Source organism: Vibrio sp. ArtGut-C1, from assembly GCF_002105475.1.
Lineage (GTDB): Bacteria > Pseudomonadota > Gammaproteobacteria > Enterobacterales > Vibrionaceae > Vibrio > Vibrio diabolicus.
In genome coordinates, this window is sequence record NZ_NCTH01000004.1 from 76,285 (window position 1) to 88,400 (window position 12,116).

Annotated in this window: 10 protein-coding genes; 6 read left to right on the forward strand and 4 right to left on the reverse strand. The window is 42.6% G+C overall.

Annotated elements, in window-relative coordinates:
* Window positions 1–218: 218 nt before the first annotated feature.
* Window positions 219–1,247, forward strand: coding sequence for a tyrosine-type recombinase/integrase (locus tag B7360_RS04870; protein ID WP_085342846.1), 1,029 nt, complete (start codon window positions 219–221; stop codon window positions 1,245–1,247).
* A 106-nt stretch (window positions 1,248–1,353) separates the two neighbouring features.
* Here the strand turns inward: B7360_RS04870 and B7360_RS04875 are convergent, their stop codons facing one another.
* Window positions 1,354–2,406 carry a hypothetical protein gene (locus B7360_RS04875; RefSeq protein ID WP_085342847.1) on the reverse strand — a complete coding sequence of 351 codons (1,053 nt, stop codon included), beginning with the start codon at window positions 2,404–2,406 and terminating at the stop codon, window positions 1,354–1,356.
* 392 nt (window positions 2,407–2,798) lie between these two features.
* Entirely contained in the window at window positions 2,799–3,134 is a 336-nt protein-coding gene (locus tag B7360_RS04880; RefSeq protein WP_017635833.1) for a Grx4 family monothiol glutaredoxin, read from the reverse strand.
* 285 nt (window positions 3,135–3,419) lie between these two features.
* Between B7360_RS04880 and sodB the strand changes: the two genes are divergently transcribed.
* The 3 genes from sodB (at window position 3,420) to B7360_RS04895 (ending at window position 5,539) form a co-directional block, all read left to right on the forward strand.
* Window positions 3,420–4,004: a superoxide dismutase [Fe] gene (sodB, locus tag B7360_RS04885; protein WP_005396533.1), complete on the forward strand. Its 585-nt coding sequence runs from the start codon at window positions 3,420–3,422 to the stop codon at window positions 4,002–4,004.
* Between the two features lie 156 nt (window positions 4,005–4,160).
* Window positions 4,161–4,664 (forward strand): VC2046/SO_2500 family protein, encoded by a 504-nt coding sequence (locus B7360_RS04890; RefSeq protein ID WP_005396531.1) that lies wholly within the window; start codon window positions 4,161–4,163, stop codon window positions 4,662–4,664.
* Between the two features lie 191 nt (window positions 4,665–4,855).
* Window positions 4,856–5,539, forward strand: coding sequence for an SDR family oxidoreductase (locus B7360_RS04895; protein WP_012841565.1), 684 nt, complete (start codon window positions 4,856–4,858; stop codon window positions 5,537–5,539).
* A gap of 142 nt (window positions 5,540–5,681) precedes the next feature.
* Here the strand turns inward: B7360_RS04895 and adhE are convergent, their stop codons facing one another.
* Window positions 5,682–8,384 (reverse strand): bifunctional acetaldehyde-CoA/alcohol dehydrogenase, encoded by a 2,703-nt coding sequence (gene adhE / locus B7360_RS04900; RefSeq protein ID WP_046874521.1) that lies wholly within the window; start codon window positions 8,382–8,384, stop codon window positions 5,682–5,684.
* Window positions 8,385–9,034: 650 nt separating this feature from the next.
* On the opposite strand from adhE, the gene B7360_RS04905 reads away from it, so the two are divergent.
* Complete coding sequence (locus B7360_RS04905) at window positions 9,035–9,673, forward strand: YchE family NAAT transporter (RefSeq protein WP_005396528.1); 639 nt, start codon at window positions 9,035–9,037, stop codon at window positions 9,671–9,673.
* A 35-nt stretch (window positions 9,674–9,708) separates the two neighbouring features.
* The gene (locus B7360_RS04910) at window positions 9,709–10,572 is read left to right on the forward strand and encodes an ion transporter (protein ID WP_101911794.1); all 864 of its coding nucleotides are present in this window, start codon (window positions 9,709–9,711) and stop codon (window positions 10,570–10,572) included.
* 55 nt (window positions 10,573–10,627) lie between these two features.
* On the opposite strand, the gene asd is transcribed toward B7360_RS04910, so the two are convergent.
* On the reverse strand, window positions 10,628–11,743 hold the full coding sequence (gene asd, locus B7360_RS04915) for an aspartate-semialdehyde dehydrogenase (RefSeq protein WP_005396526.1): 1,116 nt from the start codon (window positions 11,741–11,743) through the stop codon (window positions 10,628–10,630).
* Window positions 11,744–12,116: the final 373 nt, after the last annotated feature.

The window sequence follows — 12,116 nt, forward strand, 5'->3', positions numbered from 1 at the left end:
GACCCATCTTCCCTGTAGGTACAAACAAGCATACTCACCTCAACACATAAACTACCGTACTAATCCCGATTTATCAGCAATTTGTGTATCGGTCAAACCGTAGTCTTCTCTTTGCGATATAGAGCATACTCATTCTTGTTCGTTCATTCTCAACTTAAACATTGCAAAAACTACCACACAGAAATACTGTATATAAAAACAGTTAAATTTATCTCATTATGACAATCCGAAATCTCAAAGACAGCAGCAAAAAACCTTGGCTTTGTGAATGCTATCCACAAGGTCGAGCTGGTAAACGCGTCCGTAAGCGCTTCGCCACCAAAGGCGAAGCTACCTCTTTTGAGTTGCATCTAATGAAAGAGGTGGATGACAAGCCGTGGTTGGGTTCTAAACCTGATCACCGTCGATTATCTGATTTAGTCGAACTATGGTTTAAGCTGCATGGTAAGAATCTCAAGTCCGGTGATCATACACGCCTGCGTTTAGAAAGCATGGTTTTAGACTTAGGTAACCCTATCGCTTCACAACTTAATTCCAAACAACTCGCGACTTACCGTTCTAGCCGTTCTAACAAAGGTCGTGGCCAACAACACAAAGAACTTTCCATTGCTTCGAATAATGTGGATTTTGGGCTGCTCAAAGCGTTGTTCAATAAGTTGATAAAGCTTGGAGAGTGGAAACTGCCTAATCCGGTTGATGGTATTGAGGCAATCAAAAAGCCTGAGTCCGAACTTGCGTTCCTGACCGAACAGGAAATTCGTCACTTGTTTGAAGTTGCTCAACAAAGCCCGATTGGCGATGAGCTAACGAAGATATATAAGGTTTGCCTGGCGACTGGTGCGCGTATCAGGGAAGCAATTTATCTGAAAGGCTCTAACTTGACGAAATACCGCATTACCTACAACAATACCAAAGGCAAACGAAATAGAACGGTACCGATTTCTGAAGAGTTGTATAACCAAATCCATAAGCCAACCAATGATCGTCTTTTCACTTGCGGTTACGGCGTAGCATACAAATGGCTAACTAAAGCCCTTCCCCATTTACCGGAAGGTCAAGCGACTCACGTCTTACGTCATACCTTTGCAAGCCACTTCATGACCAACGGCGGCAACATTCTTGTACTGAAGGAAATCCTCGGACATCAGCATATCGACCACACGATGATTTATGCGCACTTTTCACCAAACCATTTGAGTGATGCGGTGAGATTTAATCCGCTTACGGCTCTAAATATAGAGCGGTAAGCCTATAAAAATTGGCAAGTTTAACTATTTTCTTAAATTAGAGCAGCGAACTAATTCTACAAAAAATTTTCCTAAAGAAGAAAGTCAGTTTGGCTCTGATTATATTCTACTGAAATGAAAGACCCTTCAATTTTTTATAAAAGTACCAACAACTGTAGAAGTAAGGACTCATAGATAAAGACAGGACGAATAGCTCGAACCAACTAATCCAAAATCCATTCCAATCTAAGTCCTTTGAACCACCCAGAATTTCTAATGTAGTGATTGGTAAGCAAACACCTATTGCAAGGGTAAAACCGACAAGCTCAAGCATTTTCAAGCTCCAGCGCTTAACTTTAAACCTCTCGTTATAGCGTGTGTATTCTAACAATGCCTCACTAATAACTGGTATAACACGTTGCTCGTATTGGAGTACCTTTTCAAAGTAATCTGTCACTAGTTGTACATAATTGATATTATTAGGGTGTCCATTAATACGTTTTGCCACCTTATCAAGGTACTGCTCTGGTGAATCATCAGGCAAAGAATCTACCATCTGTTTGTATTCTTCATCGCGTTGTTGGCGGTCCTTTGACTCCTGAATCGCGGTGTATCTTTTCATAATTTCAATGATGGACAAGTGCCCATACCTCCATATCCAAGATAAATAAGATATTCTACTTTGTAATTCATTGAGTCGTTCTATATCGAACGGTCTCTTTTTCTGCTCTATTATCTTTTCAGTGATATCTCCGGTGCTAATAATTGATTGACCGTTGAATGGGTAAGTAGTAAAAACATAGTGAAGCATTAACATCAAGTCTTTTGCCATAGTACTTATTTCTTCTTCTGACGGATTACTACGGTAGCCTAAATCTATGTTGTATTTAGCTTTACTGTCTAATTCAGAGTACATACTTTTGGCCTCTCGAAGAATTCGGGTTCTGCATTTATCCCAGTCAAGAAGGCCATCTTGCGTCAATAAGTTAAAGCTTGAACCACCAACAAAGTTATTTGGTGTGTCAAATAACTCTGTATCTTTAAGTATCTTATCCACTTTATCTTTGGACTCTTGAACTTTCTGGAAAGCAAAGACTGCAAATGCAGAAAAAAAAGCTGCTATTACACCTATGATGGTTGCATGAATAGCAGGTATTAATTCCAAAATTGGTGAACTCATACTGACTCCTTTATAAGCACACAGATTAGTATATTAAGCTTCTTTGCTGAAGTCGTTAATAAATTGCCAACTTATCATACTCTTCGAGTGTTCCATTTTGTTAGCTTCCCTAATAAGCCGTACTGCCAAAAGATTCTATAGCGAGATACAATAAGACAACAAATATTGGCGACAAAGTGGCGACAGAGGTCAGCTTTTATCGTTATTTATACACTACCACCAGATTAAAGTGATTGTTTAAGTCTTTATATAACAAGGAATAGCAAGGGTCGGAGGGGTTTCGGAAGCTTGTGGAATATAATAAAGCTTTATGTTCATTCCACTAACCTAAAAAGAAAAAGGAGCCAGTACGGCTCCTTCGTATTCTATCGCTAAATGTGAGTATTTACGAATTACTCAGCTTGATCTTCAGCGCGCGCTGCAGCTTCTTTGATTAGAGGCTGAAGTTCACCTTTTTGGAACATTTCTAGAATGATGTCGCAACCGCCGATAAGCTCGCCTTCAACCCATAGTTGAGGGAATGTTGGCCATTGTGCGTACTTTGGTAGCTCAGCACGGATATCTGGGTTTTGCAGAATGTCTACGTAAGCGAACTTCTCACCACATGCCATTAGAGCCTGTGACGCTTGAGAAGAGAAACCACAGCTTGGCAGTTTCGGTGATCCTTTCATGTACAGCAGGATTGAGTTTTCAGAGATCTGCTGTTTGATTTTGTCGATAGTTTCCATCGCTTCCTCATTCATGGGTTTGAACTTTGTTTATTTGCCACATTCTACTCAATAACGACAGAATAAAAACCATATAATTAATAAGGCTTAAATTCAGGTTGCTTGATGGCGAACAATTCAGCACTTCACAGCCGCTAACCCCTTAAAATATTTTCATATCGGGGTTTTAATAAAGTAAAAACTTGCTAAAATACTTAGCAAGTCAGCCTTAAAGGCTACATAGCTATAAAAAAACACTGGAAGCAATCGAAAGGTCATCCTTTCAAATCAATGGAGAATCGAGTAATGGCATTTGAACTACCAGCTCTTCCTTACGCGAAAGACGCACTAGAACCACACATCTCAGCAGAGACTCTAGACTACCACCACGGTAAGCACCACAACACATACGTTGTTAAGCTAAATGGTCTTATCCCTGGCACTGAGTTCGAAGGCAAAACTCTAGAAGAGATCATCAAGACTTCTACTGGTGGCGTATTCAACAACGCAGCGCAAATCTGGAACCACACGTTCTACTGGCACTGTCTTGCTCCAAACGCGGGCGGCGAACCAACTGGCGCAGTTGCTGACGCAATCAACGCAGCATTCGGTTCTTTCGAAGAATTCAAAGCGAAGTTTACTGATTCAGCAATCAACAACTTCGGTTCTTCATGGACTTGGCTTGTTAAGAAAGCTGACGGCTCTCTAGAGATCGTTAACACTTCTAACGCTGCTACTCCTCTAACAGAAGAAGGTACAACACCACTTCTAACTGTTGACCTGTGGGAACACGCATACTACATTGATTACCGCAACGTACGTCCTGACTACATGAACGGCTTCTGGGCACTTGTAAACTGGGACTTCGTAGCTGAGAACCTAGCGAAGTAATTTTACTTCCCCCCCTAAGTTCAATTTAGTCTTATTTTAAAAGCTCGCTGAACCAGCGAGCTTTTTATTTTTCGCTTAAAACTCCAATTTAATCTCTTCTTTTTCCTAAAGTTCTTCTCAGACACGCCGTTAAAATGGCATCGAGCGAGGAACATCATGCAAATTCATACTTTAGACAAAGCGGCAATTATTAACGAACTTCAGTTCGGCAATGGTATCAACCATGCAGTCCACGAAGGACGTCGTGCCGATTTTGCACTGATTTTGTCGATGTTTTCTAACGATGTACGCGACGTTGTACCTGTAGAGGAAATCAAAGAAGTAGCCACTAGCGATGATATACTCCGCCAACAACTTGAATTGTCAACGCCTCAAGCTCTTCGTTCTGATAGCAGCAGCTATGAGCTAGCAGCACAACAAGCAAAACAATTCCACGGTGCAGGTCTACCCTCAGCGAAACTGAGTCACTACTTGAAACCAGACGCCCTGACCTACTTGCCGGAAGATACGTTTAATCTTCCTGAAGACGTTTATCACAACCTATCCGGTCATGAGCGACGTAAATTGGGCGAGCGCAACAAAAACCTCATCCCAGATGCAGGGCTATACAATCAACTAGTGACGGCTCAACGTCAGTATCAAATTCAACTGCAAGTATAGAGATCATTGTTCAACCAACAGCTTGCAGTATCCACAGTCAGAAATGTGACGCCTTACAAATTACCGCACAATAGTCCTCATCCAAAAGCGTTAGTTTGAAGTCTTTCACACTGAGCCTTTCTAATTTCAACCATGCTAATAGCACAAACCACTGGTGTATTTTTTTCACACAGGGATACAGTGAAGGTGTTATGGATATTAAAGAATCAATTATTCTCGTCACGTCTGCAGGTTCTGTTATAGGAAGGACTTGTGCTAGTCACTTTGCTCACCTTGGAGCGACGTTGATTCTTTGTGACCAAAACTCTAGCGCTCTAAAATCGAGCTATGAGCAGATTAGTGCCTTCACAGATAAAGTCTATGCGATGAATGTGTGCAGTGATAACACAACGTCCATTAACTTACTGTTTGATCAGATAGAATCGCAGCTGCGTGCGACACCAGACGTGATAGTCAATTGCTGGACGAGCTCTCCCATGCCAGGCTTGATGGCTCCCGAACCTATGAGTACTTACATTGATCACTTGTCTTCTGCAGCACGTTTCCTCTACACCTATGGCCAGGTGGGAGCCGAACGATTTCGCGCTAGAAATAAGAAAGGGGTAATTGTTAACGTCATTTCCCATGACAGCCATGAAGATTTAACGGGAGTCGAAAGCATGGCTGCTTTGGTGTCAGGTTTTACTCACAGTTGGGCAAAAGAGCTCACTCCATTTAATATTCGGGTTGGTGGCGTCATTCCTTCGGTAAACCATACAAGAGAAGAACTTAACGAAAGACACTGGGCCGAGATCCAAGATGAATTGGTTCGCAATACCGCATATATCGTATCAAATGAGTATTTTAGTGGCAGAGTGGTTGCTACAGAAGTATGAATGGACAACGTGTTTGTTGCGTAAACGGCTCGCTATTACTCAACTCTTTCAACAAAAAAAGCCCCAGTCAAATGACTGGGGCTTTTACTTTTTCCCGGTTAAGGTTTCGTGCTAGCGAAAACCTTACTCACACGACTCTTAATTACGCGTCAGCTTTTTCTTTCTTTGCTTTAGGCGCCGCTTTCGCTGCTTCTTGGTCTGCTTTCTTCTTGATAACTGTTGTACCTTCGAAAGTTTCACCTTCAACGAATGCTTTACCGTAGTAAGAAGCCATTAACACATCTTTAAGTTCGCTAATTAGTGGGTAGCGAGGGTTCGCACCAGTACATTGGTCATCGAACGCTTCAACTGCTAGCTCATCAAGTTTCGCGATAAAGTCTGCTTCAGCTACGCCTGCCGCTTGGATAGACATTGGGATGTCTAGGTTCACTTTTAGCTCATCCAACCATGCTAGTAAACGTTCAATTTTCTGAGCAGTACGGTCACCAGCTTGGCTTAGACCTAAGTGGTCAGCAACTTCAGCGTAACGACGACGTGCTTGTGGGCGGTCGTATTGAGAGAACGCTGTTTGTTTAGTTGGGTTATCGTTCGCGTTGTAACGTACAACGTTAGAGATAAGTAATGCGTTTGCTAGGCCATGTGGAATGTGGAACTCAGCACCTAGTTTGTGCGCCATTGAGTGACAAACACCTAGGAATGCGTTAGCAAATGCCACACCAGCGATAGTTGCTGCGTTGTGTACTTTCTCACGAGCGATTGGGTCGTTAGCGCCGTTCGCGTAGCTTGAAGGTAGGTATTCTTTTAGCATCTTAAGTGCTTGTAGAGCCTGACCGTCAGAGTATTCGTTCGCAAGAACAGATACGTAAGCTTCTAGAGCGTGAGTTACTGCATCGTAACCACCAAATGCTGTTAGAGACTTAGGCATGTTCATCACTAGGTTAGCATCAACGATAGCCATGTTTGGCGTGATTTCGTAGTCAGCTAGTGGGTATTTAGCGCCAGTCTTGTCGTCAGTAACAACCGCAAATGGTGTAACTTCTGAACCAGTACCTGAAGTTGTAGTGATACATACAAGCTCAGCTTTTTGACCCATTTTAGGGAACTTGTAAATACGTTTACGGATGTCCATAAAGCGCATTGCTAGTTCTTCGAAGTGAGTTTCTGGGTGCTCATACATTACCCACATGATCTTCGCAGCATCCATTGGTGAACCACCACCTAACGCTAGGATAACATCTGGTTGGTAGCTAGCCATTTGAGCCGCACCTTTCTCTACAACAGAAAGCGTTGGGTCAGCTTCAACATCGAAGAATGTTTGAACTTCCATGCCTTGAGCTTTAAGTAGGCTTACTACGTCATCTGCGTAACCGTTGTTGAATAGGAAACGGTCAGTTACTAAGAATGCGCGTTTCTTACCTTCTAGGTCGCCTAGAGCAATTGGAAGGCTACCACGACGGAAGTAGATTGACTTAGGTAGTTTATGCCACAACATGTTTTCAGCTCGCTTCGCTACAGTTTTCTTGTTGATTAGGTGTTTAGGACCTACGTTCTCAGAGATAGAGTTACCACCCCATGAACCACAACCTAGAGTTAGAGAAGGCGCAACGTTGAAGTTGTACAAGTCACCGATACCACCGTGAGTAGTCGGGATGTTGATTAGGATACGAGCTGTCTTCATCTTGTCACCGAAGTAACGGATACGGTCAGCGTTAGTATCTTGGTTAGTGTAAAGACCAGATGTGTGGCCGATACCACCGATCTCAACCATAGTTACCGCTTGAGCAACCGCGTCTTCGAAGTTGTCAGCACGGAATAGACCTAGAGTTGGAGATAGTTTCTCGTGAGCAAATGCGTCATCGTAAGAAACTTTACCCAGACCTTCACCAACAAGAACTTTAGTATCTGCTGGAACTTTAACGCCTGCCATTTCAGCGATTGCCGCTGCTGGCTGACCTACGATTTTCGCGTTTAGCGCGCCATCGATAAGAAGAACTTTACGAACTTTTTCTGCTTCTGCTTTGCTTAGTACGTAAGCTTTGTGAGAAGCAAAACGCTCTTTTACTTCGTCGTACACTTCGTCAACGACGATTGCAGCCTGCTCAGAAGCACATACTACGCCGTTGTCGAAAGTCTTAGACATCAGGATAGAAGCCACTGCACGTTTGATGTCAGCAGTTTCGTCGATAACAACAGGAACGTTACCTGCACCTACACCGATTGCTGGTTTACCAGAAGAGTAAGCTGCTTTAACCATGCCTGGGCCACCAGTTGCAAGGATAAGAGCAATATCATCGTGTTTCATAAGAGCGTTAGAAAGCTCAACAGAAGGTTGGTCGATCCAACCGATGATGTCTTTTGGTGCACCCGCTGCTACTGCTGCGTCTAGAACCAGTTTCGCTGCGTCGTTAGTCGAGTTTTTCGCACGTGGGTGTGGTGAGAAGATGATACCGTTACGAGTCTTCAGAGAGATTAGAGATTTGAAGATCGCTGTAGATGTAGGGTTAGTCGTTGGTACGATACCGCAGATGATACCTACAGGTTCAGCGATAGTCATAGTACCTAGGTTGTCATCCTCTTCTAGGATGCCACACGTTTGTTCGTCTTTGTATTTGTTGTAGATAAACTCAGAAGCGAAGTGGTTCTTGATTACTTTATCTTCAACAATACCCATACCAGATTCTTCAACCGCTTGTTGAGCTAGCGGGATACGGGCTTGGTTAGCTGCAAGAGACGCTGCACGGAAGATTTTGTCTACTTGCTCTTGAGAGTAAGTAGCGAACTCTTCTTGCGCTTTCTTAACGCGAGCGACCATTGCATCTAGTTCAGCCATATTAGTTACAGGCATAGGGAATCTCCTAAAATTAACAAATATTAAAAACTTTTTACTAAGGCTATTACTTATCGTTTTTACTGTTTATCAGTCACTTAGAAAACAAACGTCTTAGTAAATTGCTTTCAGGACTGAGTATAATATTTCAGAGTGTGAAAAAAATTGACTTGGATCAGTTCTCACGACCTAAATACCACCAAAGTGGTGCCCCATCACACCAAAACGACATAACCCACTGATAAACAAATAAATTAACCTTCAATTTTTATTGAACAAAAAAGAAGCAAATAGACAAATAAATAAAAGAAACTACAACAACCTGTAAAAAAGTTTCATTTTTAGCCAACAAAATTACATGTAGGCCCAATTCCTTGTGCTACTGAGAGTATATCGAACCGAATACATCTCTCTACAAACCACCTTAGTTTTTATCAAAAGTGTGCGAATGTTAACGTTTATGTAAAACAGCACGCTTTGACAGCAACTTTATACGCAACAATTCTTTCCCAGATTAGATACAGTTTATTAAAGAATTAGTTTTTCTCACTAAAACAGTAGGAAATGCGTTAGTTTTTTTCATTTCTTCCAACCCAACTTTTGCCTTACATTACGCCCAAATTACCCCTTCGCCTTTTCACCAATGTGAACTTTAATGAGTACGCAACATGCAAACTTTTGAACTTGCTATCTTCTTGCAGTTTTTTCTTGGTTTGGTCGCCGCAGTAAACCCTGTTGGTATCATGCCTGTGTTTGTGTCACTAACCGGACATATGACACCAGACGAAAAGCGCAATACGGCAACCACAGCGAACGTGGCTGTTGCGATCATCCTGATCATTTCGCTCTTTGCTGGCCAGTTACTATTAGATATGTTCAGCATTTCTCTGGATTCGTTTCGTGTTGCAGGTGGGCTACTGCTGCTTAGCATCGCGTTCTCGATGATGAGCGGTAAACTGGGGGAAGATAAACAAAACAAACAGGAAAAATCAGAATACGTGAGTCGCGAGCAGATTGGTGTTGTTCCTCTTGCGATGCCGCTAATGGCAGGGCCAGGTGCAATCAGTTCGACTATTGTTTACGGTGCACGCTACCCAAGCATGTTTGATACGGTAGGCATCAGCATTACAATTGGCTTGTTCTGTCTATGCTCGTGGCTGTTGTTCCGCTCTGCCCCACTGATCGTGCGATTTTTGGGCCAAACTGGCATTAACGTCATTACCCGTATCATGGGTTTGATATTAGGCGCATTGGGTATTGAGTTTATCGCCAATGGTTTACGCAACTTATTTCCAGGATTAGCCTGAGTTTCTATAAAATTGTATGATAGAGCGATTCAACAATGGATCGCTTTGTCATGACGACTGACTCTCTCAAACATACTCTTTATGTCACCATTTTTGGTACTCATACCAAAGCTGGTCGAACCTTCGATATTGCACTCATTATCGCGATTATCAGTTCTCTAATCGTACTGGTATTAGACTCAATACCATCCGTGCGCGCCGAGTGGGCAAAAGAGCTGAAATACTTGGAGTACACTTTTACCGGTTTATTCACTATTGAATATTTTCTCCGGCTTTATTGCTCTCCAAAACCAGCCGCCTATGCGAAAAGCTTTTATGGCATCGTTGATTTACTCGCGATTTTACCTACTTACTTAGCACTGTTTTTCCCTTCAGCCTCCTTTATGGGCGTAATAAGAGCACTGCGAGTCATGCGAATATTCCGCATACTCAAGTTGGTCCGCTATCTTCAAGAATCCAACATCCTCTTACGCTCTCTACTGATGGCGCGCAGAAAGATTTTTATCTTCTTTAGCTCTGTCGCCATTATGGTCACGATCTTTGGGTCGTTGATTTTTGTCATTGAGGGGCCTGAAAACGGATTTACTAGCATTCCGAAAAGTATTTATTGGGCTATTGTGACCATCACAACGGTTGGATATGGTGACTTGGTACCTCAAACGGACCTCGGAAAAGGGCTTGCCTCACTCACCATGTTGTTGGGTTATTCAATTTTGGCGGTCCCTACTGGTATTTTCACAGCAGAGCTTCACCAAGAAATGCAATCGCACAAAGTATTAGTGAAGTGTCCGAACTGTTCTCACGCCGGGCACGACTCTGATGCGACTTACTGTAAACACTGTGGTAGTGAACTGGCCGATCCTGACAAACGCGTTGTTCGTGGAGAAGACGAAGCATAAAAAAGAGCTCCCTAGGGAGCTCTTTTATTTTGTCATCAAACAAAGGTTGATGTGATTATGCTTTCTCAGAAAGAATAATGCGTAACGTACGACGCAATGGTTCTGCTGCGCCCCAAAGTAGTTGGTCACCAACAGTGAAAGCATTTAGGAAGTCATCACCCATTGCCATCTTACGTAGACGACCTACTGGTACGGACATAGTGCCTGTTACTTTTGCAGGTGTAAGTTCTTGCGCAGTAATGTCACGATCGTTAGGAATCACTTTAACCCAGTCGTTATGAGTGGCGATGATTTCTTCGATTTCGTCCATTGGGACATTTTGCTTAAGCTTGATAGTGAGTGCTTGAGAGTGACAACGCATCGCACCAATACGGACACAAGTACCATCAATTGGTACAGGCGAGCTTTGTGAGCCCAAAATTTTGTTTGCCTCTGCGCCCGCTTTCCACTCTTCTTTACTCTGACCGTTATCACGTTTCACATCGATCCACGGAATAAGCGAGCCAGCTAGTGGTACACCGAATTTATCGGTAGGGAAAGAACCGCTGCGCATTGTGTCTGCAACTTTTTTATCAATATCTAGGATAGAGCTTGATGGGTTTGCAAGTTCGGAACTTACAGAGTCATTGATAACGCCCATTTGCGAGATCAGTTCACGCATGTTTTGCGCGCCAGCACCAGAAGCGGCTTGGTACGTCATTGCGCTTGTCCACTCAACAAGGCCTTTCTCGAATAAGCCACCTAGACCCATTAGCATTAAACTAACCGTACAGTTACCACCAACAAATGTGTTCGTGCCACCGTGGATGCCTTGTTGGATTTGCTTTAAGTTCACAGGATCAAGCGTGATGATGGAATCTTCCGCCATACGCAACGTAGATGCTGCGTCAATCCAGTAGCCTTTCCAACCGGCTTGTCGAAGTGCTGGGTAAACTTTTTCTGTGTAGCTACCACCTTGACATGTAATTACCGCATCAAGCTGTTTTAAGCTTTCAATATCATACGCGTCTTGCAGTAAGCCTGCGTCTTTTCCTAAGTTAGGAGCAGGAATACCAACTTGAGAAGTACTGTAGAATACTGGTTCGATTAGGTCGAAGTCTTTCTCTTCAACCATACGCTGCATAAGGACTGAACCAACCATACCGCGCCAACCAACTAAACCAACTCTCATCGTATTAACTCTCCATGTATTAAAAAACCTACCCCATAGTTAATTTTTCGCATCAAAATCTCAACCCCTATTTTGTAAATAAGCCTATTTTTTAACCTTTTCCTATGAAAATTCGTGTTAAACGAGATTTTTTAGTGTTTGGTTTGCGATTTCGGCCATTTTTCAAGTAGGGAAAGCCCTGTTACTCCAAATTGGTCTTACCACTCAGTGATAAAATAACACATGAAGCACAATAATTTCACATTACACAACATTTAAAACCAAAAAAGTTAAAACAAACTAACAGTTAATTTCACAAGCAAACGTTTTTGCCGACGAACATCAAGATAAAACACCAAATATTCGAAATATAATTTTTGTTAATGTATGTTAT

Excerpts from the sequence above, each read along its gene's own strand:
- B7360_RS04895 (WP_012841565.1), top strand. The coding sequence starts at position 4,856 with ATGGATATTAAAGAATCAATTATTCTCGTCACGTCTGCAGGTTCTGTT.
- B7360_RS04875 (WP_085342847.1), bottom strand. The coding sequence starts at position 2,406 with ATGAGTTCACCAATTTTGGAATTAATACCTGCTATTCATGCAACCATC.
- adhE (WP_046874521.1), bottom strand. The coding sequence starts at position 8,384 with ATGCCTGTAACTAATATGGCTGAACTAGATGCAATGGTCGCTCGCGTT.
- sodB (WP_005396533.1), top strand. The coding sequence starts at position 3,420 with ATGGCATTTGAACTACCAGCTCTTCCTTACGCGAAAGACGCACTAGAA.
- B7360_RS04905 (WP_005396528.1), top strand. The coding sequence starts at position 9,035 with ATGCAAACTTTTGAACTTGCTATCTTCTTGCAGTTTTTTCTTGGTTTG.
- B7360_RS04890 (WP_005396531.1), top strand. The coding sequence starts at position 4,161 with ATGCAAATTCATACTTTAGACAAAGCGGCAATTATTAACGAACTTCAG.
- asd (WP_005396526.1), bottom strand. The coding sequence starts at position 11,743 with ATGAGAGTTGGTTTAGTTGGTTGGCGCGGTATGGTTGGTTCAGTCCTT.
- B7360_RS04880 (WP_017635833.1), bottom strand. The coding sequence starts at position 3,134 with ATGGAAACTATCGACAAAATCAAACAGCAGATCTCTGAAAACTCAATC.
- B7360_RS04870 (WP_085342846.1), top strand. The coding sequence starts at position 219 with ATGACAATCCGAAATCTCAAAGACAGCAGCAAAAAACCTTGGCTTTGT.
- B7360_RS04910 (WP_101911794.1), top strand. The coding sequence starts at position 9,709 with ATGGATCGCTTTGTCATGACGACTGACTCTCTCAAACATACTCTTTAT.